We start from the raw sequence: 23,632 nt of genomic DNA, 5'->3' as shown, positions 1-23,632 counted from the left end.
CCACGCGGAAGGGAAGAAATTGCAGCGAGGCGGAGTGTAGGCGTGTTCGGGGTTGGTCTATTCGATGGTAGGCATCTCGCGCCGCTGCAGTGCCCGATCTCGACCACCGATCTCGAGAAGAGTTCTCCGGTCCTCCGGAATGTCTTCTTGATGATCAATGAGGCCCGGCTAACAGGGTCAAAGGCGCTCCTCGATACTGTCCAGGAGCTCACCGAAACTGCCCTGCACCAGAGGGGTGGGCTGCAGTCGCGCGAGGAGGTTGATCGCCACGCTGCCCTTGGCGCAGCGCGGGGTGAATGTCTGTCAATTCGTGGGCGATGGATGGGAGATACGCAGGGCACCCTGGGGGACGGTAGAGGCATTCTCCACGAGGGCGTCGACCTCATCCGGGGATTTGTGGACTGGCTAGAGGACGGAGCACAATGGAGGGAGTTGCCGGGGGGGGGTATTACGCGCATCCGGGCTCACGCCTTCCTGGGGAATGCGATGGCCCGATTGGCCTATCACACGCGGGAACACGCCGAGCTAGCCGCTGCGTTTGAGCAGCTGGAGGGGCAGCGCGGAAAGATCGAGGAGTTGCGCAGCGACCAATCGGTGCCCGGAGCGATGATCGCGGCCTGGGAGCGGGACGCGGGCGATGTGCATGTCGGAACGCTTCATTGGTCGAAGGCGTCCGACGAGCTTCCCTATCTAGACGGTTCACGGCCAATGCAAATTGACGGCGCCGGCATCCGGCATTTGACGTTTGCCTCCGAGGAATTTGCACGGCTCTATCGCTGGTCTGGGGACCCCATGATGCTCGCGGAATGGGCGGCCAGCCAGAGCAGCCTGGCGATGGCTCAAGCTCAGACGGCGCGCCTACTCCGGAGTGACCTGAACTTCAATCCAGGGCAGCTAGCACCGACCTCTGAGGTACTCCGGCGCGGCTTTCCACATTCAGGCGCATCCACCCCTACGCTTTCGCTCGAAGACAAGAGCGTCGAGCTCGCACTCGATGCGGAGCGCACCTCGTATCGCGTATGGCGCGTGTATCTTGGACTTCTGAATCAACCGGTACAGGTCTCATTCCGGTGGGCACGGACAATCTCGAACATCGCGCATGCGCTAAGCTACGTCGTAATGCTCGACGGGCCTGAGAAGCGCTGCGCTGCGGCGGCTCTCTCTGAGGTGGCATTCCGTTCGATCCTCGACATAGCTGTCACCACCGGACGACCGAGAGTGGTGGGCACGGCGTTCGACAAGATGTGGTACGGTGGGCTGCTGGACACCGGAAGCCTTGGCGGTGGAGGTGTGCACTATAACGATGACCATCAAGACCGTTACGTCGTCAACGAGCGTGGGTTTATTGACCTACTCAATGTGATCGATCCCGCATGAAGTCCACCTCAAGCAAGAACGGGAAGTGGTTCCTTCCCGACAAAGAAAGTGCGCGCGCGCTGCGGGAAAGTCTGAAGGCCCATTCAAGTTTGACATCGGCTCGGGACTCTGGCACTATTGAGCAGTCTGGTAGCGCTAGGTATCCCCGCGCAGGAGAGGGATGTGCAGATGAGGGAGTCGGGGCGATTCCAAGTGGAGAGAAGCGGCCTCTAGATGCCGGGCTGCGGGATGATTTCGCTGCAGCGGCTAAACATCTCCGTGTTCGGATGGTCACTGAGACGGCTGACGAGGAAATAGAGGAGCTTGCTGACCTCATTGCGCGTGCAGGTGGCGTCACTGATGGGATCCCAATGCCCCAACGGGTCGACTTTGTCGTCAATGTTCGCCTGATCTTGGAGTCCCGTCGTCTGGAGCTCGTGGAGGGGGCCAGCAAGAGAGTCGTTTCGTTAACCATCAAGAATGATCGCGTTTGCCTGTCGGGCGGTGGCACTACGCTTGGCCTCGACGAGGTCGAGCTGGTGGTGAGAAGGAAGGCGGCGCCATCATTTCGGAAGCGCCCGTCTCAGGCCCGGCGGCAGCTAGGCGGCGTAAGCGACGAATCAGTAGCACCTTAGAGCAAGGCACCCGCGCGGTGCCGTTCTTGGCGGACCAAAGTCACCCCGTGGGTTACAATGGGTGCTATGCGCAGCTCGCAGCCCAGCTCTCCCACGTCGCCGCCTTTCCAGTCCTTCACCGACGAGTTCGCCCGTGCTGCTGAGGGGCGTGTCACAGCGCGTCAGGCGGCCGATCCTTCATCACGGGCGCTAATCGAGCAGATCCAGGCAGCCCCGCTCTCTGCCCGCGCCAAGCGGGCGGCAATCCGGCCGCTTGAGATCGCCGAAGAAGACCGGCGGCGGCTCGTGCTGCGTGAGCTGGGTGACAGCCTCGCCCGTTCGCTGGCAGGGATAGGCCTTCGGGTCGAGATCCGACCGCGGCTGCGCAAGCCCCGGCGGTCACGCAGCCCCATGGGGGAGGGGGCGCGGCCGGAGGGGGACAGCGGTGACCCGCAGCACGTTGCGCAGAGCCCAGCGGCAGAAGCTGCCTCAACGACGGAGACCAAGGGGTGAACCGTCGCGGGATAGAGGAGCGGTTCGCAATCGTCACGCTGGAGTGGATGGGCTACGCGTTGGCCCCGATGCCACCCGAGGCCAGCACGCGACTTCTGCGCGGTGAATCGGCCGAGCCAACGGCGAGGCGCCTGGTCCATGCTGCGGTGATCGAGGCATGCGGGCGGCATGACGGCGGGCAGGTCGGCTGGACTGACATTTGCCGCCGTGACGCAATCGCTGGCCAAGGCAGCCGTGGACGCGGCGTTAGGCATCGAGGCCACGCGATGAGCTGACTGGCTCAGACGGCGGAGGAGGAACGACCGGCGCGCGTTGTTGCGTGCCGGCATGGAAGGCGCCGCCCGTGTGGTGGCGGGAGAAGTGGAGCGCGCAAGCGTTCGAGGTGGAAGATTTGCCCCAAGAACCTGATCGAGACGATGAAGACAGGCCCAAGAGTCCTCCGGAACGTGCCACAGATGAACTTCTCGGGGGCGTGATCGAAGCCCCTGATTGGGCCGCACTTGCTGCCGAGCTCGCGCGCCCACTTCTTCCTTTTCGAGGAGTCTCGCCGGACGCGATCTCCATCGCGTTCTCGCCCGAGACCGAAGATCCAGAGGCGTTCCTACGCGACGTGCATGAGCGGCGCTACGACGAGGATGTTGCCGAAGTGCGGTCCCAGGCCGTCTTCGCGATCGAGGCCCTCGGGCGCCAGATCGCGGTAAACGAGAATCAAGATGAAGCGCGGCAGCGCGACCTGAAGCGCTTCTGGCGCTACGAGCCGGTGCCGCGAGATGGGCGCATACCGTGGAGCGCCTTCGAGCGATTGTGGGTCCTGGCTGCAATCCTCGGGGCGTTGATCTTGATGGCGATGTCGGTTGTGCAGCTCGGCCAGCTTCTCGTCGAGGGCGGGTTCGTTGATGACCTCCATGTGGGCCTTCGGTTCGGCTTTCTCCCTCTCGTAGCCGCGATCCTCCTGGAGGTCCTGGGGGACAAGGTTCTGCAGAGTGAGCAAGCGAAGACTCGGCTCCTGACCGCGCTGTGTGTCATCGGCGTGTCGCTCATTGGTATGTGGGCCTACGCGTTCTTGACGGAGTACGGCGCAACGATGACAGCGGAGGCGCAGATCGACATCGAGAGCCTCGCTTCGATCGACCTGGGCGACCTGCTTGATCAGCAGAGGGGCGATTCGCCTCCCGAAGAGGAAGAAGCCCCAGGCTCGCGGTCGGGACCACCTCTTGTGCTGCTTTTTGCCGTCCTCGGCGAGATCTGCGGTGCGGCAGCGCTCGGATTGTGCATCTCGCGCGAGTTCCACCAGCACGGAAGCTGGACCCTCGGCAAACCGAAGATCGTGCGCACGCTCGAGCGCGAGTCGAAGGCTGCGGCTGAAGAGCGCATCGCGACAGGCAAGCTGCTCGCGGGTTTCCAAGGGCGAATGGATCGGATCGAGATCGGGCGCCGGAACGTGGCGGAAGACGCCGTGGTCGTCTACCGCACGCGGCGCGCGAAGCTGGAGATCGCCCGAGACGCGGACCGACTGCAGGACAGAGAACTCCAGATCAGCCCTAGAAGCGCCGTCTCGGAAGACGAGACCCACGCGATCCAAGACCTTGACACGGACGAAGACGACAACCCCTTCTTGAGAGGTACCCGAACCCATGCGTAAGACCCTCACAACCATCGCGTCCTTGCTACTGACGCCTTTCATGGCCGTCTCGCATGCGCAGTCCCTCTCCGTAGTGGTGCCGTCCGAGATGCGCGTTGAGACGGCTGAAGCCGTGCTCATCGCAGTCGTCGCAATTGTGCTCGAAGAGGAGCCCGGACGGGAACTGAAGCTGTTCGACGGGCTGGCGCCGTCAGGGCTAGCCACGCTCGAGGTGCCGGAGGGAAACGAGCAACGTCGCCTGCGGCTCGCCGCGCCGAAGATCAAGGCGATGAAGGCTGCAATCGTGCAGCGCATCGCCCTCGATCCAGAGCGGGCGCAGCACCTCAACGTGATCGACCTTCCGAGGGTGGTCGACCTGATCGCGCAGTCCGAGGCACGCGGCGACGTTGTGCTCGTCGGAAGCCCTCTCTATCGAGTCCCGCGTGAGGCTGACTGGATCTGGGGCCCAGACATGCTTGGGACAGATGGCCACATCGGCGCATCTGCGCTCGAGACACCACTCGGGACCCGACAACGCGCCACGCAGTTGGAGGGGATGCGGTTCCACATGGTGGATACGGAGACCCTTCCCGGTACGTACGAGCGAGGCGTGCAACGCTTCTGGTCGGCGTGGTTGGGTGCTCAGGGCGGCGCGCTTGCAGGGTGGGGGAGCGACGCAACCGCCGTCATGAGCGCCGCACGAGAAGGTCGCGTCGCGACGTTCCCGGTCGACCCACCACTCAATCCGAGCGAAGGCATCGGCGTCAAGATCTACAAGCCGAAGCCCGTCGTGGCGCCTCTATCAGTCCGGGTTGTGGTCGTGCAGGACTGCAGCGGTTCACAAGCGGCGGAGATCAAGCAGACTGGCGCAGCGGCGCTGAGCCTTGTGGAAAGCATGGTCGGCGAGGGGCACCTGGTCGAGCTCGGCATCGTGATGTGTGCCGGTCCGACTGATACCAAGGTCTTCCCGCTACGCTCGATGGGGGGTGGCGGCAGGAACGTTGGGTTTGAGGCGCTGCGAGATCTGGTCGAAGGCCGAGAGAATCCCGATGGAACGCGCGCTCAACCGGAGCTCTCGACGATCAGCGCGACGGTCGACATGTCACACGGTGTCCGGGTCGCTGTGAACCAGCTCGAACGCGGCGATGCAAGTGCGCTCCCCATCCTCGTGATCATCGGCGACGATGGCAGCCTGCACAGCGGCGTGACGGACGTTGACCGACAGCGGGCCCTGCAGCGAGTCCAGTCGTTTCGGAGCGCCAACCCTGCGACGCGCATCCTGTCGATCTTCACGCCCGGGCTCGAGGGCCTCGACGCCGGGCCGCAAAGTCAGGCGGACTTCTTCCGGGCTGTTGCCAGCGGCGAGACGATCGCGAACAGCGTGGGCCTTCTGAAGCCGTGGGTGGGAGCCGCGTTCGACGAGGCTCGGGCCGCGCACCAGGCCGCCGGTGGCACACGGTGATCACCCGGCGCAACAAACAGAGCGCCTTCTGGCCGGCGCACGCAGCGCTGTGTGCGCTGGCTCTGAGCGCTGAGTCCGGCAGACTCGTTCGTGTTGAGACGAGGTCGTCGTGAGAAGTGGTGAGATGTCTGGCCGAGCAGTAACGCGCGCGGAACCGATAGGCTGGCTTGGTTCGTGGTTCCTGTCCGCTTGTGGACTTTGCATAGGGTGGTGGTTCTGGCCGCAGGCGATGGCTGGGGACGATGTGGCTGCGGTCGCGGCTGCGATCGGGTGGATTGTCGCCGTCACACGGTTCGCCGCTGGATGGGAGAGGTGGGACGTGGCCGCCGCTGTGCGGCAAGCGCGAGGGCGGGCGACGCGTTCCAACGCAGGACAGCCCTCCTCGAAGTTTGCGACGCGGAAGGAGCTCAAGGCCAAGGGGCTCTTGAGTGGGAAGGGGGTGTTCCTTGGCATCGAGCCGGAGAGCCGAAGAGAGATCAGCTACGACTTCGTCTCAGAGCTCATTCTGGCCGGTCCCGGGGCTGGAAAGAGTACGAGCTGCGCTGCGCAGATCTTGCTGCGCTCGGCACTGGATGGAGCTCAGGCGGAGAGTGTGTTCGCCGTTGACGTGAAGATGGAGCTCTTCTACGTCACGGCGTCAGCGCATCGCGCCATGGGGCACGAGGTGCTTTGCATCTGCCCCTACGCCGATGACTACAATGCCAGGTTTCCGGGTGCTGATCCGATCGTCGATGCGGGGTTCAACCCGTTCGGCTTCATCACAGATCGCAACACCGTGGACGACATGTGGATGGTGTGTCAGCTCCTCGTACCGGAGAGGGAGGGGCAGAACTCCGACAACGACTTCTTTCTGTCTGCTGGTCGCGAGCTCTTGACCGGGCTTGCTCTTCTCCTGTGGCACCGGGACGGCGATGTCACCCTCACGGGTCTGCGCGCTCTTCTCCTCTCTGATCCCGAGACGTTCGAGGCGGCCGTCGCAGAGATGATGGACTCGACAGCCTTCCACGGCGAGCTGGCGCGGTTCGGGAACCGCATCGGGGCGACCTACACCCGGAGCCCGAAGGAGTGGAGCGGGGTCTTTGGGACGGCGTGCGATGCCCTGCAGCCGTTCCATGCTGATGGTGCGCTGGCGCGGAGTACAAGCATGAGAGGTGTAGATCTTTCGACGCTGAAGAGTGGGGAGAAACCTGTCGCCGTGTACTTCGGGGTCCCCCCCGAGCGGATTCAAAACCTCAGTGGCTACATCGCGCTTGTGATCTCCCTTGCGGCCGAGCTGATCGCGCGCGACAAGGCGCACAGGAGGGTGACACTTCTAGTCGATGAGCTGCAGAACATCTCGAGGATGTCGACCTTGCTCCGCTCGCTGGCCCTCTATCGGCAGCACCTACGCATCGTGATGCTCGTCCAGTTCTTGGCTGCGCTCAAGCGTCTCTACGGTGACTCCTACAGGGAGTTCCTCGGCGTCGATGTTGTGACGCTCTTTGGGTCGACGAGCGACGTTGAGACGCTGGAGACCTTCAGCAAGCTCAGCGGCGAGGCGACCTTCAACCAGCACTCCGTGAACAGCGACCCTACGCTGGTTACCGATCTAAGCACGGGCTTCACGACGAACATGAATCAAGGCAGGCGACCGCTCCTGTCGGTAGGGGAGTTGCGGACGCTCGGTGATCGAGAGCAGGTCTCCCTGATCTCGAACCTTCCTCCGGTTAGATCCCACCGCCAGAGCTACCTGGACAACCCGAGGCTTAGGGTGCGCGCGCGACACAATCCGTACTACCGGCGCCGCGGCGTGTGGGAACGCTTGCTCAAGGTCTTCCTATGAAATCCAACGAGCATGTAGATCTTGCTCTCGGGCTTCAGCGATCTCTGCGGTGGCGGGCCTTCCGCCGCCGCGCTGCTATGTTCGTTGCGGCATTGTTCTTCGCTGAACATGTTGGTCTCCCGCACGCGCGTTGGACTGAAGAGCCGAGACGCGGCCGTGCGGCGGAGACCATCTACTGGAGTGTCACGGGCGTTGCACGGGAGCCGCGCTCACCTCACGCGGGCAACCGCCCCCTTCTTCTCCTGATCCCTATGGACCCGAAGCCAAGCGAGTACAGCGCGATGGTCCTGCATCGCGGGCTGGAACTAGCCGCGGACCGACTCAACATCGTGAGGAACCAGCCATGAGCGACGAGATCAAGGTCGATGGCGACCTGACCAAAGACTTCAACGAAGCGGCCCGCGGGGCCCCTCCGAAAGATCCTGGGGGTCTTACTCTCGAGTACAGGCCTCCGGTTGGTCCGGCTCCCGTTCCTGGAGGCGGCTATCAGGGAGTTGTCTGGGAGCCCGTGGCCGCGGGCGGCCCGCCTGACCTGCGGTTCCGGCTCCACGAGCGTTTCAACGAGGTTGCATCCAGGGTTGGAGAGGCGAAGGAGAGGGAGAAGGGCTCTCTTCTATCAGCGAGATTCAATCGGGAGGCTTCGCTGCGCGCGCGGTTCAACCAGGCTGCTCAGCCAGAGCTAGATCGTGGAGCGGGCCTCTAAGTTTGCGTTGTAGGCCAGACCTGTGCTACGCATAGACATGCGTGTCTTTCTTGTAGAGAAGCCTGAGTCGGAGGAGGAGATCGAGCAGATGCTCCGATTCGAACCTTCATTTATCCCCCTTCCTGAAAAGGGGAGGCGGCGCATGCTCTGGATGCCTGATGTGGTCTGGAGGGCCCACGACTACGCCTCGGAGCGCGGGGTGTGTTCCAGGTCAATCAGCGATACGGCGCTTCGGGAAGCCGCCTTGAACGGCCTCCCGCTTGAACTGGTCTACCCACGCGTCGTCTACCGGATTGCAGAGATGGTTCGTGAGAATGAGGAGCGTGCGAAGAGTGGTGGGGAGTCGACCTAGCGCTCTATCCCGCCCTCGCGATCACGCTCGGCGCGCCGAGCTTGCTTGCGGAAGGCCTCGCCGGGCGAGAGGGGCTCAGAGCGCTGCCGTTCAGACCGTGCCTTGCGCATCCGCGTCATGAAGGCCGCTGCGGCCCGCCGACGCTCATCATCCGGTGTCGCAACGCGCTCGAACGTGTGCGTGGCTTCGTACTCTCGCGCCTTCTCCCACGCCTGAGCGCGCTCCTGGCGCCGCGTACGCCAGTCCTGCGCGAGCTCGGCACGATCGACCGCGTGTTCGACCTGGAGCCCCGCCCGGTCGAGGAGGTAGCGATCCCGTAGGGACTGTAGGCGTTGCCCCGCCTCGCCTCGCACGCCGGCGGCCGCTTGGTGCTTCGCTGCGTGCTCTTCCCGCTCGAGCGCCAAAGTCTCGCGCTGCTGCTTCCGGCGGAGCGTCTCGCTGCGCGGACCGACACGGCCAGCGAGGAGCCCAAACGCTTCCCGGATCGCTGCGCTTCGCCGCTCCTGGCGAAGAAGTCCGGACCAATCGATCGCGCGCAGCGTGTTGAGGCCCTTGCCGAAGAGGGTCGCCTCTCGCGCCGCGAAAGCCTCTCGTTCCGCTTCCTGCTCGACGGCGAGCGCTGCAAAGCGGTCCAGAAACCTGGCGCCGGCCTCCTGCCTGGCGACCGTGACCTGACGCCTCGTAGACACCTTCAGGGCGACCTTGTCCGTGTCGTGCTTGAGATCGAGATCTCTCCACGCCTGGGCATGGCGCTCACGCAGTTCTCTCGACTTGCGGCTGAGCTTGAGGTCCTTCTCGCGCTGTTGTTCGCGCAGGCGCGTCGCCCATAGAGTGCCCGGCGCGCCCGCTTCGAGCTCGACAATGTGCCGAGGCCTGTCGGCGCGGCCGCGCACGTACGTGCCACGGTCGCGAGCGGCGTTGTTCAGGACGCGTTCCTCGCACAGGACCTGCCCGCGGTCACGCTCGTAGCGCTCCGCCCAACGCGAGAGGGCGAGCTTCTCTTTCGAGGAGGAGAGGAGCCGCCCGTCCTCGGGGGAGACCCTGTTGAGCAGGATGTGTACGTGCGGCTGTGGCTCATCTGAATGGCAGACGATCAGGGCCTGGTGCCGGTCGGCTTTGAGAGTCATCAGGGCACCGTCAGCCGCCGCCATCATCTCCTCGCGCGTGAGTTTGTCGGCTTCATCCGGGTGCCAGGAGAGTGTGATGTGGAGCACGCTCTCCTTGGACTTGCGGCCAGTAGCCTTGATCCCGGCTTCCTCCTTGAGCCGTGCCTGATCCATGGCTGTGGCGGCCATGACGCGCCACGCGGCTTCCGGGTTGTGCGTCGCTAGGTTGCGCGTCGCGGTCCAGGCGACTCGTTCGCTGGTTTCGGCATGGTCTTTGTCGTGCAGGAGATAGGCCGCTGCCCCGGCGAAACTACGTCCCTTCTTGTGCAGCTTAGGAATCACGGAGAACCAGCGCCTCGAGGGCAGCGGAGACCTGGTCCCCGAGCGCGTTGATCCGGCTCGCGGTAGCCGTCCAGGAAGATCGAGCTTGCCGGCCCGCGTTGCTCGAGCGGGCGAGCTGGTTCGCGTTGTTGCCAATCGCACTGAGCTCAAGGCCCAGGCGGTTGAGTTCGGTGATGAGGGCGGGGTCGGTGCGACGAGTCGCGCCGAAGGGCACTTCGTACCCGAGGATTCGGCGGCGGATGTACTCAGAAACCTCGAGCCCGGCGATCCTGGCCTGTTGGCGAACGTACTCGTGTTCGGCAACGGTCAGGCGCGTCTCTGCACGCGCTGAGCGCCGCTCTTCAGGTTGCTTCGCCGGTCTGGCCATCGCCGTTCTCCTTTCCTTCGCTCGGGCCTAGGACCGAGAATTGGTCGCTATCCAAGGAGCGAGCCCTTGGTCGGGGTCCACCGTCGATCCGGTGGCGCGCATCCAACCCGCGCAGGGTTGGCCATGGGGACTGGTCCAGGAGGGGAGCTCGGAGGCTCCCCTGATCCTGGTCGCGGGGTGTCCGATGGGGGAGCGAAGTCCCCCGCGGTCGCGATCCAACGGCGAACCGTTGGCCCCATCCAATCCGGAGGGTTGGTCGCCTCCAGGGGCGAGCCCCTGCCGCAAGGAGCGGCCGCCTGCCGGATGCGCTTGCGGGCGATGCCCACGGGGGCCTGATGCGCAGCACTCAGTCATGGGCATCGAGTCCTCGTTCGGGGGGGAAGCCCCGACCAGATCCCCGGAGGGGCCCGAAGGGGATTTTTGTCCGACAAAAACACATCTGGCTACCCGATTACCTGCACACTCTATCCCGACTCCCTTCCCGACGTCAAGGAACGGGGCCGGGTGCCTACGTACGCATGGCTTGTATGCGGCCCCCTGTCCGCCATGCCGGGCAGCAGGTGGAGAGGTCGCGTCGCGGCGGTTGACGTTGGAGCCCGAATCGTGGCATCGCTGATCGATGTCCGATTCGCCGCCATTGCTGCCAGATGAACTCCGGGCCGCTCTGCCGCGGCTCTATGCCACCGAGCACACGGCGGACCCCATAGTGCACGCGAAGCTCTTCACGCCATGGGCGGGATGGACGTGGTTCATCACCGAGTTCGACGGCGACGACACCCTCTTCGGCCTGGTCAGTGGTCACGAGGTGGAGCTGGGCTACATCAGCCTGGCCGAGCTCGAGGCCCTGGAAGGCCCCGGCGGTTTGCGGGTCGAACGTGACCTGCACTTCGCCTCGAGACCGCTGAGCCAGGTGCGCCGAGAGCTGGATGAGGTCCGCGAGACTCCGGGGGATGCGCGCGAAGAGGATCCGCCGACCTACGCAGCGCCGTCGAAGGGGCGCCCGCCGACAACAACGATCGCGAGCCCCGCCGCCCGGCCCGCCATCCGGATGATCGAGACGCTACTCTCCGACGCCTGGGCGCAGGCCTGCGGCGGGAAGGTCTTGCGGCCAGCAGATGCCGCGCAACTGCTCCAAGGACTGATCGGGCGGTCAGACCGCGAGCAGTTCGCCGCTCTCTATCTGAACGGCCGTCACCAGCTCACGCACGCCCACATCGTCTCGATCGGAACGGCCAGTAACACGCTGGTGCACCCTCGCGAGGTGTTCAAGGCCGGTGTACTGGCGAACGCCGCGGCCGTCATCGTGGGCCACAACCATCCATCCGGTGACGTGGCGCCGTCAATCGAGGACAAGCGGGTCGCAGAGAGACTCAAGACCGCGGGCGAGGTGCTGGGCATCCCGCTTCTCGACGCGCTGATCGTTGGTTCGACTACGCGCTTCTACTGCGAGAGCGCCGGCACGGTGTTGACCCTGCCTTCCGATCTTCCATCACGACCGGCGGTCACTTCAGCGCCAACCCATCGTGCGCACGAGCTTGAAGCCGCATGCAGCAGTCTCCTGCAGGACATCGACGAGGTCGTCGAGCGCGCCGGTGAAGAGTGGTGGGACGAGACAGTCACCTCCGGCACCTACCACCGAAGCGAGGCTGAGAGGCTGATCGGGCGGAGTCCTTATCGACCGCTTCCCGATGCGGTCGACCACGACGACGGCCCTGAACCCAGCTAGAACGGCCCGCTCCGATCCTTCGCAAGGGCATGTTCCGCTCCGTGAGCCCGCCTGCAACGAGCAAATGTGGCCGTCCTACTCGACGACGCTGCAAGGGGCTGCGTCCGTCGTGGGGAGTAGGGAGAGAGGGGAGGACGCGGAGCCAGCCCCCCCTCTGGGCGGCTCCTAGGCGCGCTCGAACACCAGGCAGGTGTCGTGGACGCCCGGGATGAAGGCTGAGCTGTGCGAGCGCCTGGAAGACGCGTTCCCGTGCTGCAACCGGATGATCGGCGTGCAGGCGGGCCACAGGCCCCGGTCGATGGCTAGGCTCGTCGTAAGGGTGCTCAGGGGCACCTGCCGACCAAGCCCCGGATCGTGGTAGTCCCCGATCAGCACGGCGATCTTGCCGCCGGGCGCCAGGCCGCTCTGGCAGCACTTCAGGATCCCGCCAAGGCGTCCCATAAACTCCTCGAGTGTGGGAGCCCTCGAGAAGCACCGTGGGTCGTCGCCGTAGCGGATCATCCGCCAGTAGGGGGGGAAGTCGTAGGGCTCCAGGTCGGCGTAGGAGCCAGCCTCGCCGGCGCACCGGCCGGCACGTAGGTCGAAGCTGGTGCAGGGGACCTTCAGGCTCTTGCAGAGGTCCTGGCAGGTGCCGCTGCCCGTCATCGGGTCGAGGACGTGGGTCGGCTCGTAGAAGGCCAGCAGGTCCTTGATGAGGTACCCACCGCAGTTCCCTCGGTAGGACGAGGCGCCCCAGTGGCCACGGTTGATCGTCGAGTGGATGCTCGTCAGCCAGGGCACCGGGCTTCCGGTCCGCGTCGCCGCCGGCAGAGTGATCTGCCGACGGCTAGAGGATGGGCCCTGGCTCATCCTCGCCTCCCATCGTCTGGGGTCGCAACCTCTTCGGATCCGCTGCCAGCAGCCCGGAGGAGGGCGATCTCGTCGTAGGCGATGTAGGCCAGGCGAGCGATGCGCAGGAGCTCGGAGCTGCTGAACCCGGCGGTGGTGTCGCGCCACCCGTCTTGGGTACGGTAGCTGCGGGTCAGATCGAGCGTGTGGAAGGTTCCGTTCTTGCCCTGGTTGGCCCAGATCGTGGCCTTGAGGTTGCCGTCCCGGATGGTGTCGTGTGGTTTGTTGTTCGCCATGATGCTTCTCCTTGTCGTTGGCGGTTGATGTGCCTGTCCGACCGGTGGGGGAAAAGCGAAGGCGTGCAAGGGTTTGGCGCGGCCCTCGGCGCAGCGAAGCGGAGCGAGGACACGGGCCCTTGCAGGGCGAGGGACCCCGCCAGGATCAGCGCACGCTCAATCCGCCCGAAGGCAAGGCGGGGCAAGGGGCGCACGTGAACCTGTGTGCGACAGGGGAGGCCGCCGGCGGTGGACGACGGGTCTTCCGCTAGCAAAGGGCACGGCCGCCACGAATACCGAGCGTCCGGAACCGTAGCAGTCCCGGTGGTGCACGCCTATACCCCAGCACGCCTACCACCGACCTGACCATGCACGACATCAGCCGAGACCGCGAGAAAAGCAGTGCCACCCAAACCACGGAACGCGTAGAGGGCGGGTTTGGTTTCAAGGAACTGCGCGAATGGGTGGTCACCATTGCCGCCCTAGCTGGCCTCACTCTTGGGGTCTTCAACACTGTCAAAGATCAAGAGGATGTCCAGCTGGCAACGCTGCTTGAGGTGGACAAGAAGCTCGACGAGGCGACGGCGCGAATGGGCTCGAACGTCACCCGGACCATGGAAGCCAGCGCAACGCTGTCAGACATTGATCTTGAGGCCGTGTACGCCCTCCTGCGAGACGCGGAACGGCTGCTGCCAGGGTACGCGCGCACATTCTTTCTTCGGGGTCAATGGTGCCTGCTCGCACAGCAGTACAAGTCGGCCCTCGCGAACGCCGAAGAGTTCATTCTCAGGGAGCCGTCTCGAGCAGACGGCCACAACCTCCGAGCGGTTGCTCAGCACTTCCTCGGCAACGCTAAGGAAGCACTAGGCAGCTATGAAGAGGCTCTCGCGCGCATTCCGTTGGACGACCGGCGGACCCGAGCTGCAGCGCTGGCGAACCTATCTGGCGCCGCGCGAGACTTCGGCATGTTGGAGCGCGCCATCGACTACGCCGAACAGGCGATCGAAGAGGCGCCGCACCTCGCGGAGCCGTACACGGCTCTCGGGAGCAGCCTGAAGGACGCGGGTCAGTACGGTGCCGCCGAGCAGCCTTTGCGGCAGTCCCTCGACATCGCGCCTTCCGAGGATGCCTACGCCCTTCTCGTCAACTGTCTTGGAGACCTCGCCAAAGTGTCCGAGAGCGACGATGGCCGGAACTTCCACGCTGAGGCTCGAGAGGCCGCCGAGGCAGGCCTTGAGCAGTTCCCTGAAAGCGCCGCGTTGCAGCGCTCGATCGCAGTTGCGACCTTCAACGAGGCGATTGCACTCTCATCGTCGGGGGAGGACGCCGCCGCAACAGATGCCTGGGAGCTGGCGCTTGGTCACATCAATGCCGCTCTCGAATTGATGCCGGGCCGGGAGGGCCTGCACAGGATGAAGGGTTGGGCCCTGAGATACCTCGGGCGCAACGACGATGCTGATCGAGTGTTCGAGATCGCTGAGAAGATCAAGGGCGGCTGATCCCTGAAGAAGCCTGGTGTTCTCTTTGGTCGGGCTGCAAGCTGGTCAACCGTCTCCTGGATTCGAGCCGTGACCTGAATAGTTCTCGCTTCTCGTGCGTTCATGAGGTCATGAAGAACCAAGCAATGGTTGGAGCGGGACTTCTCACGATCGCAGGCCTCCCGATGGCGGCCGCGCAGAGTAGTCCTCCGGGTGCTGTGATGTGGAGCGTCCAGGCCGGCGGCAATGGACATACCTATCTTCCGGTCAAAGCCAGCGTAACCTGGCCGGAGGCGCGCGTTCTCGCAGAGCAGGCAGGCGGCTACTTGGCCACGCCGGAGAGCGTTGCTGAGAACGACTTCATCGTCGGGCTCGTCGCCGACGATCTCTCGTTCTGGCAGATGGACAGCGGAGGCCAGTCGCAGGGAGTGCGCGGACCCTGGCTGGGCGGCATCCAGGATCCAGCGGGCGCCGAGCCGGGTGGATCCTGGATGTGGTTGACGGCGGATCCCCTGGTGCAGATTCCGTGGGAGACGTGGGGCTTTACCAACTGGGCCGCCGGACAGCCTGGCAACACGAGCGGTGGTCAGGACTGGCTCGCCTACTTCTGCAAGAACGCGTTCGCCATGGGCTGCGGCACCTGGAATGATGCGGGACCGAGCGACTACCCCAATCGCTCCTACATCATCGAGTTCGGTGTGCAGGCGCCCGAGGGCCCGGTTGCGATCCTCGAGCACAACGGCCGCGGCTATGAGATCGTCCGAGAGGCCGCGACGCTAACCTGGGGCCAGGCCGAGGCAAACGCAGCCACGCGCGGGGCGATCCTGGGCAGCCCGAAGGACTCGCAGAGCGACGCCTTCATTCGCGGGCTCCTTGCGCCGGCGGACTTCTCTGGGATCATCGGCCCCTGGCTCGGCGGGGCCCAGGTGCCAGGCTCCGGCGAGCCGCAGGGGACGTGGCTGTGGCCGGACGGGTCCCAGGTTGCTCTGCCTGGAGATCCGTACCCCGGTGAGTGGGGGAATCCGTCTTTGCCGAAGCACTTCCAGCAGCAGCCCAACAACGCGTGTCCGAGCGACAATGAGAACCGAATGCACTACCTCTTCGAGGAAGCGCCGGCCTGGAACGACTTGCCGCCGGACGGATGCAACGAAGGACCTCCGCTGGCCTGGATCGCCGAGTACCCGATTCCCTTCGTCGCGCGAACGAGTGGGGGGGGGGTGGGCGACCTGACGCTCGAGATGGTGCCGCAGCCGACGGGCGATCCGCTTCTGCCCTCGAGCACGCTCGGCGTGATCGTTCTGGTGTCACTATCACCGGCGCCTGGGGGCCCAGGCTCGGGCCCGCTCTCAAGCTATGGCCTCGTCGCAGACAGTCTCTTCCAAGCCAGCCTCGGGTTCTCGCTCCAGGCCTTCTCGCCGGTGCACTTCCCCGCGACGTCGAACCCGTATGAGACGGGACCAGTGAGCTTCCCGGCGGGCCTCTTGCCGCCGGGCCTGATGCTCGAGTTTCGCGCGGTGGCGTACACGCCGGCGGCGGCGCTCCTCTACAGCGGTGTATCTCGGTTGGAGGTGTAGGCGCGCGCGCCTGTAGGGCACGAACGCAGCCGCCCGACGAGGACGGGCCTCGCCGGGCGGTGCAGGGCTAGTTGTGCGAGACGGTGCGAGAGTCGCCAGAACAGCGACGGACTCAACGCTCAGTCCAGGCAGGCCCCCGGCAGGTACCAGATCTTGAGCGAGGATTCGTTGAAGCCCTGGTTGCCGCCGAGCTCGAGGCCAGCGCTCTTGCGCGCAGACCGACGGGTCTGGAACTCGTGGCTGCCAGCGCCGAGCTCCTCGACGTGGAGCAGGGTGTACTTCCCCTCGTCGTGCTTGTGGTTCACGGTGGTCGCGACGCTGGCTACCTCCGAGCCATCCTTGTAGATGGCCATATTGAACCAGGCCTTGCCGGGCTTGCGAATGGCCGTCGCTTGCACGAACACGACGGCGTTCTGGTCGAGTTCGACTCGGAGCGCGGCCGGATTGTCTCCGTCGTTGCCACTGTCGGTCAGGATCGTGTACTTCATCGTGCCTGAGGTCATTGCGGGTCGTCCTTTCGTGTAGAGCGAGCGAGAGCGTTCAGGACCATCCTGGTCCCCGATGAGCTGGGGTCTAGGTGAGGCGGGGTCGGAGAACCGAGGGGGAGCGGATGTCCCCAAGGAAGAGAAGGCGGTCAGCGAGTCTCGGTATCTGGATGCGGAGCCAGGAGAGGAGGCCCAACCGCTGACGGATGCGACCACTGGAGTCGCGGCTGGGGCTGCGGTGGCGGGCCTTCCAGGAGGGCGGCTGCGGGGATCTGAACATGGAGAAGCGGGGGTGGTGGTGGCTGGAGGGGGCGTGCCCCAGTCAACGAGTGAGCTCTCGTGTTCTGGTCGGAATCTTCGGGCGGACCCGCTCGAGCTGAACCGCAAGACCGTCCTCCAGAGAAAGGGCGAGAAATGTTGGCCAACCTCCAAGCCCCCAATCGTTCGCCTGGCCATGACGACCTCAATCCTGCACCCGGCCATGGCGGCGCACGTCCGCCTCCGCCATACGACCCACTTCAAGGCGCATGACCGAAGGTACTCGCCAGAGGATCAAGCGTTCCTCGATCGAGTTGCGCCACTCCTGCATGACCAGCCGGACCAGGTCATCGCCCTGGTTGAGGCCGAGCGACCCGACTGGAAGGACGAAGGAGATCTCGTTGCGCACTTCCTCATCGGGATCGCCCTACACGCCCTCTGCCGGCATCAGGAAGCCGAGCCGCTGCTGGAGTTCGTTGCCGCAGCTCGTCGCGGGACGGACTTCGAAGCGGCCTCTCTTGTGAACCTCGGTGAGGTCAAGCTGATGCTGGGAGATCGTGGTGGGGCTCAGGAGCTCCTGTACCGAGCCATCTCCCTCGAGCCCTCACGGCCGAGCGTCCTTGAGTTGGAGCTCCTCATCGCGAGCTTTGGACGGGACGAGGTCGCCGTGGAGAGCGCGCTCGAAAGGTTGGAGAGCGATCTCCCAATGTGGAAGCAGTGCACGCGTCTCATCGAGGCATTCGCAACGAACACCGACCTGGCATTCGCCCGTCAGTGTCCCTCATGGGGGACTCGCGTAGGGCAGCACCTGGAGGTCTCGCGATGAACTATCTTCGACTCTGGCTGATCACTGCCGCCGCCCTCGTGGGCCTCGCTGAGCAGAGCCTCAGCGCTCCGTCGCACGGACTCATCTTGCGGACCGCCTACGTCCTGGAGCAGGCCGCCCTCGACGTCATAAACACCGATCACCCGATCGAGCTCGCCTCCGACGCCAACTCCTGAGGAGACGCCATGTCGAAGTACGATCCAGGCATCCTGCAGCTCCTCAAGGTCCAGTGCGGATTGGAGAGCGATGCTCCGAGCTCGATGTTCCGAGACTCAGCGTCGATGGACGAGCTCGCTCGGCTGCTCGACCCAGCGATCCGCGCGGGATTGAATCAGGCACCTCTGAGGCTCCGCGACGACTTGACCCAGGACGCATGGGCCAAGATCCTCGCGGACCTCAACACGGCGACCCCCCTCGAGAAGCTGAAGTCGCTTGCTAGGCCTGGGCGACTTGCGGCATGGGGCCGCACGATCGCCGCGAACACGGCTCGCGACGCGCTGCGGAAGAACCGCGAGGCATCCCTCGATGAAGAGGGGCTTGGAGGGGCGGATCAGTTGGTCTGCCAGCAGGACGGTCCGGCTGTAGCGGCTGAAGGGGGCTACTTCGAGCTGCCGCGCCCACTGCGTGTGCTTCGCTCGGCGAAGACGCGACTCGGGCTTCGGGTCCTGATCTTGCGTCTCCGCGGGCGGACCTGGAAAGAGGTCGCACATAAGACCGGAGTCCCCGACAAGACCGTGCGACGGGCACTTGATGGGTTGGTCGCGCTGATCAAGGAGCGCGGGCTCCTCGATGAGCCCGGCTTGGGCTGACCTAGATGTGGCGAGCGCCGGCTTGTTGATCCACAGGACCTCTGGGAGAGGAGGCCGCCGGGCGAAGCGTTCCGGGTGGCGCACGTACGCGGACTCGAGCACCACTGCGCGTCGCGCCCGTTCCGCCTCACGCGGCTTCCACTAAAGGTCCGGGAGAGCCCGACATGTCACGCTCGGGGCCGTGGCGCTCAGCCAGCCACCCCCGAGCGTGGCGGGACGATCTGTTACCCATGTTCCGGGTTGCACACAGGCCGAGGAACCGACGGATCAGGAGTATTGATCCGTCAGCCTCGAATCCTCTGCCGTTCGCCTGCGTAGGGTCATCGTCGGGCGCAACGAGCGCGCGGCGCTACTCAACAGAACGCACTAAGGAGGAACACATGCTGAACTGCTTCTTCGCGGCGGCCGTCTTGCAGGGCGGTATACCGCGGCTGCTGCCCGAACCTATCCACGTCCCGGATGTCCCCTCAGTCACACTCGCGCTGCCATCGCCGGGAACTTGGGCACCCGCTGGTGCAGCCGCGCCGCGCCTTGAGGTGCCTGCGCAAGGGCTCTTCCAAAGCCTGGGCTTCCTGCGCAACGAGGGCGCCTTCCCACCCTCGGTGGCCTACGTCGCCTGGATCGACGGCGGCGTCGTGCGCATCCTCGAGGATGGGTCCGTGGATCAGGCCTACCCCGTTCCCGGCGCAGAGCGGAGCTGGGTCATCCGGCAACGTGTCGAGGGACTCGTGCCCGCAATCGAGGGGCACGGCAGCCCGCATGCGGTGGGAACCCAGGTCACGATGTTCGGACCGGGCTCGCTATTGACAGCGCCACATCAAACTGGACGCCACGCCCTGAGCCTAGGCGCCACGGGGGAGGGGGTCGCAGTCGAGCTCCGGCACACCGGACGCGCCGTCGAGATGCTCTTTCACGTCCCTCCGGGAGCCGACCCCGAGGCGATCGATGTCGCCGTGGACGGTCTCGAGGGCTGGTCGCTGGACGCCTCCGGCGCGCTCCGGTCGGAAGTGAGCGATGGCGGGTTCCAGCTCAGCGCTCCCGAGGCCTTCAGCTCCGACGCCTCCCAGTCGTCGGTTCACTACGTCCTTCGGCCTGGCGGCTACGGGTTCGATGTCGGCCCGTACGACCGTAGCCGTCCGCTGACGATCGATCCCATCCTCTCAGCCACCTTCATCGGAGGCAGTGCCAACGACTCGCCCACCGACGTGGCGGTCGCGAGTGACGAGACAATCTTCGCGTGCGGCTCCACCCTCTCGCCCAACTTCCCCTTGACAGTCGGTCCGATCGGCGCGACAGCCTCGACCGACGGCTTCATTGCGCACATGGATGCGGCGCTCACCGCGCCGATCGCGATCACCCTCTTCGGTGGTAGCGATATCGACGCGCCCTTTGCGCTCGACGTCGCCGCGAACGGGGAAGTAACTATCGCGGGGGCCACCTGGTCTAGCGACTTCCCCGGAGCGTCGGGGCCGGTCGCGGGAAACACAGATGGGCTGGTGGCTCGGTTCAATGGCGCGCTCGACACGATCATTGCGGCCAACCGCATCGTCGGTACTGGTGATGACTCTCTGTTCGCCGTCACAGGTAGCTACGTCGCCGGCTGGATCGAAGACCCAGCGAAGCATGGCGTGGGGAGGGCTGCCTATGTGGCCCTCCTGACTTCCGGGCTGTCGGTCTTCTCCGAGAAATCCATCAACACGACCGACCCCAACACCGAGGTGTTCAGCGATCTCGCCGTCGTAGATGGCCGGGTCTACGCGGTCGGCGTCGTGAACCAGGATGCCTGTGTAGCCCGCTACGACGCCTTCTTGTCTCAACCGCAGGTCGACATCCTTCTGGACTTCGGCGCTCTCAACAGCGGCGTAGACGAGTTCGGCAATGTCGCGCTCAACCCGGCAACGGGACAACTCGTTGTTTCGGGAGCATTCGATGGGCAGAGCGCCGGACTGGTGGCAACGATCAACATCCCCAACCTGGTCCTCGCGTCCGCGGTCCAACTGACGGGATCGGGCAGCAACAACTCAGCCGGTGCGGTCGACGTCAACAGTTCGGGCGAGATCTTCGTCACCGGCTACACAAACTCGCCGGACTTCCCGCTCACGATCCATGCGGACCAGCTTGCATTCGCGGGTGGTGGCTTGGATGCCTTCTTCGTTCGCCTCGATAGCGGCTTGAGCCTCCTTTACAGTTCGTACCTCGGCGCCTCCAATGGATCCGAGGTCGCCGGCGCACTAGACCTCCAGGGGGAGCGGACGGCTGTGATCTACCTAGGCACCGCAGGGAGCGCTCCAGCTGCTGCCCCCGGTTGGGATCCGTCGCCCAACGGAGGCAATGGCACCTACCTCGCACGCGTCGCCGTCGACCCGCTGACGCCCGCCTTCGGGGTGGAGACGGCGTCGATCAGCGGACAAGGAACGCAGTCGCTCGTCCTCGACCCGGGCATTGAGTTCGGCGGCTCCACCTTCATCATGCTGGGCTCTATCACGGGCACCTCTCCTGGAATCCAGGTGGACGGCCTCGTGGTCCCCCTACAGCCTGACGCATACTTCGACATCGTGCTCTCAAGTCCCTCGCTGGTCCTAAGCACAGGGGCAGGCGTTCTCGACGGCTTCGGACAGGCACTCGTAACCTTCGCCGTGCCGCCCGGCCTCAGTGGCAGTCTGGCCGGCGCGACACTGCATCACGCCTACGTCCTCCTTGGGACCGGTGGCACCCTTGCTCTCGCGAGCAACGCGGTGCCGGTGACACTGGGGCTCTAGGGAGCCCGCTCCGCCGAAGCTCGCCCTGCTGGGCCCTCTCGCGCAGCAGGGCGGGCAACGAGCGATCTGCAGGCGCTCGAGGTCGCTGAAACTGATGGGGGAGAGACGACGGCCGCAGAGACTAACGCAACCCGCAGCGAAGCGGGGACAGGCACTTCTCGCCAAGGGGCCCGGTTCGAGAGTCTGAACTTCGTACGACCGGGCGCCGCTGTGCGACCACAGGGGCGGAAGCAATCCGGGCAAGAGCAACTCACTGTAAGATCCCAATGCAATACGTCATCCCCACCCTTCAGACACTCCTTATCTTCGCACTTGCCACAATTGTGCTCGTTGAATCACGGCCTGGCTCACGAGGGCCGCGACGCTCGATCACCGGCATCGGGATGGCGATCCTCCTCGCAATGCTCGCACTCACCGTCATCGACGTATTCATGGAGTCCGGTGTTCGCTCAAAGCTGGCAGAAACGCAGCTCGAGCGAGATTTAGCCGCGCAGGAGCGGGACCAAAGGACTGCTACATTTATGGCCTACCTTGTCTGCGTCGACGAGGCCGAAGAGCAGACGGTCAGTTTAGAGGGCGCGGTCTCGCGAACCATCGATCAACTTGAGCAGACGCGAGGCGAGATGCTCCAGTGCGCCGAACTCCTAGGCGCACCGTCCGAGATTCTGGAGACGACGAAGTCTGTGGCGCCCGCTTCACTTGACGACCCCGTCGAACTCGAAAGTGCATCGAGGACATTGGAAACACTGATTTCGGGATGCATTGCAAGATGCCAGACCCAGATCGACCTCTGGCGTGACGTCGGAGTGAGTGAGGCAACCCTGGCGATCATCGAGCCAACATTGAAAACGACCAAGGCGCAGCTATTGGCGGACATCTCAGGCTACGAAGCGCTGACCGTCGACGAAATGGACGCAGAAGCACACCTCATGCATGCCAGGATGCTTGTCGCCAAGTTCAGAAGGCACGCAAGCCACCTGCATCGCCAGCTGCCGCTGGCCGTGGAGCGCTTCTATCAGCGTCTCCGTTACTCCCAAGAGAGGGGCCTGAAAGAGAACTTACGGGAACTCCGAAGTCGATGCGAACGACCGGCGATAGCGCCGCAATGACAGTCTTAGCGGAAGCACGTTCAGCCGGCGGCTGAACCTCTGGAACGCTGCCTTGAGGCTCACAATCTCAATCTCACAGCGCCTGAATCCGTGGGGCCCATTCGGGGACGCGCGAGCCGCGCCGTTCCGAACGGCCGCGTGCAACGAGTACAGCCAAGCCGGCGAATCAGATTCGCCGGCTGGCTGGTGTATTCAGCGAGGACGCTGGAGCCAAATTCGTATGAACGCCTAGCCGCCCTCGGAGCTCCACGACCTTCTTCGGGTCGCCACCACGGGCCCTCTGAGAATGCACGCTCCTCGACACTCGAGAGGGTACTATTCGACCAGCGAGCTCGAGGCCGCGAATCCACCCGTGCAGAAGGCCGACGATCAGCGTGGGTGCGAGCGGCAACTACTCTGACACCGTGCGGTTTGAGGACCGCTAAGAGTTGTCGCGGATGAACCTGTCCGTCCCAATCGTCCTTGAGACGTTCGGATAGTAGAAGCCCCGCTTGGTCATTGGCTTGCGCGCGTCGAGAGCACGACGGGCAACGAGATAGTGAGTTGGCGGGTTCAGACGTCGGTGGCCCCACCCCAGGTCGGTTGCAAGGTCAGCGCTATTGGCGGATCCGGACGACCTGCCAGCCATCGCTTCAGCTACAGCGAGGGCGTCTCCTTCGAGGCTCCAGCCCATCACGGACTCGTCCATCGAGAAGAACAGCTCCCACTCTACTTGGACGACTTGGGGCTGACCGCCAAGTTCTCGCGGCAGAGTCACAAGCCCACGCTCTTCCAATTCGTCTAAGGCCATCTCTAGATCACCGTCCTTGATCCCGAGAAAGGATCGGATGCCGGCGACAGGGAACTGTTCGGAGCCGGGGCAGCCGTCTTGCGAAATCTCGCAGAGATGTCGCGCGATTTTGTCTGTGTCAGTATGCAGTCTCATCCCTTCCCCTTCCTTGCGTCCGTTTCCAGCAGGGTCCAGTGCGGTTCGTGCCCGGCGGCCATGATGGAGTCCGCGGGGTTCGCCGGCACCGAGCCCGATTCATTCGCGTCCGGTACGGAGACATTCCACGAGTATCTCGCTCGGGGGTTGCCCGCTCCCACATCGAAGATCCGCACAAGCACGTCCTGCGTTCCGCCGTCTTTCCGGGTCCGGTAGCATCTGTACTCGGCGATCAGGCGATGGGCCTCGAAGATGCCGTTGCCTTTCAGGATCTCTCGAACGTCGGCATCCGACTCGAACTCAGCGAACTCTCTCATGGCTC

21 protein-coding genes are annotated in these 23,632 nt (G+C 64.6%); 14 read left to right on the top strand and 7 right to left on the bottom strand.

Features of this window, described 5'->3' with window-relative positions:
- The first annotated feature begins 495 nt into the window (after window positions 1-495).
- From Pla133_RS25675 to Pla133_RS25650, 6 genes are all read left to right on the top strand, one after another.
- Complete coding sequence (locus Pla133_RS25675; RefSeq protein WP_145071141.1) at window positions 496-1,377, top strand: hypothetical protein; 882 nt, start codon at window positions 496-498, stop codon at window positions 1,375-1,377.
- A gap of 1,578 nt (window positions 1,378-2,955) precedes the next feature.
- Entirely contained in the window at window positions 2,956-4,125 is a 1,170-nt protein-coding gene (locus tag Pla133_RS25670) for a hypothetical protein (protein ID WP_145071139.1), read from the top strand.
- On the top strand, window positions 4,118-5,566 hold the full coding sequence (locus Pla133_RS25665; RefSeq protein ID WP_145071137.1) for a hypothetical protein: 1,449 nt from the start codon (window positions 4,118-4,120) through the stop codon (window positions 5,564-5,566). Before Pla133_RS25670 ends, Pla133_RS25665 begins: the two co-directional genes overlap by 8 nt.
- Window positions 5,567-5,795: 229 nt before the next feature.
- A complete protein-coding gene (locus tag Pla133_RS25660) occupies window positions 5,796-7,388 on the top strand; it encodes a type IV secretory system conjugative DNA transfer family protein (RefSeq protein ID WP_419192490.1) in 1,593 nt (530 codons plus the stop codon).
- A 343-nt stretch (window positions 7,389-7,731) separates the two neighbouring features.
- Window positions 7,732-8,091, top strand: a complete 360-nt coding sequence (locus Pla133_RS25655; RefSeq protein WP_145071133.1) for a hypothetical protein — start codon at window positions 7,732-7,734, stop codon at window positions 8,089-8,091.
- A 37-nt stretch (window positions 8,092-8,128) separates the two neighbouring features.
- Window positions 8,129-8,443: a hypothetical protein gene (locus Pla133_RS25650; protein ID WP_145071131.1), complete on the top strand. Its 315-nt coding sequence runs from the start codon at window positions 8,129-8,131 to the stop codon at window positions 8,441-8,443.
- Here the strand turns inward: Pla133_RS25650 and Pla133_RS25645 are convergent.
- On the bottom strand, window positions 8,440-9,891 hold the full coding sequence (locus Pla133_RS25645; RefSeq protein WP_419192489.1) for a relaxase/mobilization nuclease domain-containing protein: 1,452 nt from the start codon (window positions 9,889-9,891) through the stop codon (window positions 8,440-8,442). The two genes, Pla133_RS25650 and Pla133_RS25645, sit on opposite strands and share 4 nt — an antisense overlap.
- On the bottom strand, window positions 9,881-10,258 hold the full coding sequence (locus Pla133_RS26840) for a plasmid mobilization protein (RefSeq protein WP_419192488.1): 378 nt from the start codon (window positions 10,256-10,258) through the stop codon (window positions 9,881-9,883). Before Pla133_RS26840 ends, Pla133_RS25645 begins: the two co-directional genes overlap by 11 nt.
- Before the next feature lie 619 nt (window positions 10,259-10,877).
- Here Pla133_RS26840 and Pla133_RS26835 point away from each other — a divergent pair.
- Window positions 10,878-11,984 carry a JAB domain-containing protein gene (locus Pla133_RS26835; RefSeq protein ID WP_419192487.1) on the top strand — a complete coding sequence of 369 codons (1,107 nt, stop codon included), beginning with the start codon at window positions 10,878-10,880 and terminating at the stop codon, window positions 11,982-11,984.
- A 165-nt stretch (window positions 11,985-12,149) separates the two neighbouring features.
- On the opposite strand, the gene Pla133_RS25630 is transcribed toward Pla133_RS26835, so the two are convergent.
- Entirely contained in the window at window positions 12,150-12,764 is a 615-nt protein-coding gene (locus Pla133_RS25630) for a hypothetical protein (protein WP_145071126.1), read from the bottom strand.
- A 65-nt stretch (window positions 12,765-12,829) separates the two neighbouring features.
- Window positions 12,830-13,108, bottom strand: a complete 279-nt coding sequence (locus tag Pla133_RS25625; RefSeq protein ID WP_419192486.1) for a hypothetical protein — start codon at window positions 13,106-13,108, stop codon at window positions 12,830-12,832.
- Between the two features lie 347 nt (window positions 13,109-13,455).
- Between Pla133_RS25625 and Pla133_RS25620 the strand changes: the two genes are divergently transcribed.
- Both Pla133_RS25620 and Pla133_RS25615 read left to right on the top strand, forming a co-directional pair.
- A complete protein-coding gene (locus Pla133_RS25620; RefSeq protein ID WP_145071124.1) occupies window positions 13,456-14,586 on the top strand; it encodes a tetratricopeptide repeat protein in 1,131 nt (376 codons plus the stop codon).
- Between the two features lie 164 nt (window positions 14,587-14,750).
- Window positions 14,751-16,139 (top strand): C-type lectin-like domain-containing protein, encoded by a 1,389-nt coding sequence (locus tag Pla133_RS25615; protein ID WP_145071122.1) that lies wholly within the window; start codon window positions 14,751-14,753, stop codon window positions 16,137-16,139.
- 119 nt (window positions 16,140-16,258) lie between these two features.
- On the opposite strand, the gene Pla133_RS25610 is transcribed toward Pla133_RS25615, so the two are convergent.
- Window positions 16,259-16,642 (bottom strand): hypothetical protein, encoded by a 384-nt coding sequence (locus Pla133_RS25610; protein ID WP_145071120.1) that lies wholly within the window; start codon window positions 16,640-16,642, stop codon window positions 16,259-16,261.
- 436 nt (window positions 16,643-17,078) lie between these two features.
- Here Pla133_RS25610 and Pla133_RS25605 point away from each other — a divergent pair, with 436 nt between their 5' ends.
- From Pla133_RS25605 to Pla133_RS25585, 5 genes are all read left to right on the top strand, one after another.
- Complete coding sequence (locus Pla133_RS25605) at window positions 17,079-17,708, top strand: tetratricopeptide repeat protein (protein WP_145071119.1); 630 nt, start codon at window positions 17,079-17,081, stop codon at window positions 17,706-17,708.
- Window positions 17,705-17,884, top strand: coding sequence for a hypothetical protein (locus Pla133_RS25600; protein WP_145071117.1), 180 nt, complete (start codon window positions 17,705-17,707; stop codon window positions 17,882-17,884). Before Pla133_RS25605 ends, Pla133_RS25600 begins: the two co-directional genes overlap by 4 nt.
- Before the next feature lie 9 nt (window positions 17,885-17,893).
- Window positions 17,894-18,517 carry an RNA polymerase sigma factor gene (locus tag Pla133_RS25595; RefSeq protein WP_145071115.1) on the top strand — a complete coding sequence of 208 codons (624 nt, stop codon included), beginning with the start codon at window positions 17,894-17,896 and terminating at the stop codon, window positions 18,515-18,517.
- Window positions 18,518-18,897: 380 nt separating this feature from the next.
- Complete coding sequence (locus tag Pla133_RS25590) at window positions 18,898-21,276, top strand: DUF7948 domain-containing protein (RefSeq protein ID WP_145071112.1); 2,379 nt, start codon at window positions 18,898-18,900, stop codon at window positions 21,274-21,276.
- Between the two features lie 266 nt (window positions 21,277-21,542).
- Window positions 21,543-22,385, top strand: a complete 843-nt coding sequence (locus Pla133_RS25585; RefSeq protein ID WP_145071110.1) for a hypothetical protein — start codon at window positions 21,543-21,545, stop codon at window positions 22,383-22,385.
- Window positions 22,386-22,806: 421 nt separating this feature from the next.
- Here Pla133_RS25585 and Pla133_RS25580 read toward each other — a convergent pair whose 3' ends face one another.
- Window positions 22,807-23,310 (bottom strand): hypothetical protein, encoded by a 504-nt coding sequence (locus Pla133_RS25580; protein ID WP_145071109.1) that lies wholly within the window; start codon window positions 23,308-23,310, stop codon window positions 22,807-22,809.
- A complete protein-coding gene (locus Pla133_RS25575; RefSeq protein ID WP_145071107.1) occupies window positions 23,307-23,627 on the bottom strand; it encodes a hypothetical protein in 321 nt (106 codons plus the stop codon). The genes Pla133_RS25580 and Pla133_RS25575 overlap by 4 nt, the downstream gene beginning before the upstream one ends.
- Window positions 23,628-23,632: the final 5 nt, after the last annotated feature.

The organism is Engelhardtia mirabilis, assembly GCF_007748095.1.
GTDB lineage: Bacteria > Planctomycetota > UBA1135 > UBA1135.
This window is presented reverse-complemented; position numbering and strand designations above follow the sequence as displayed.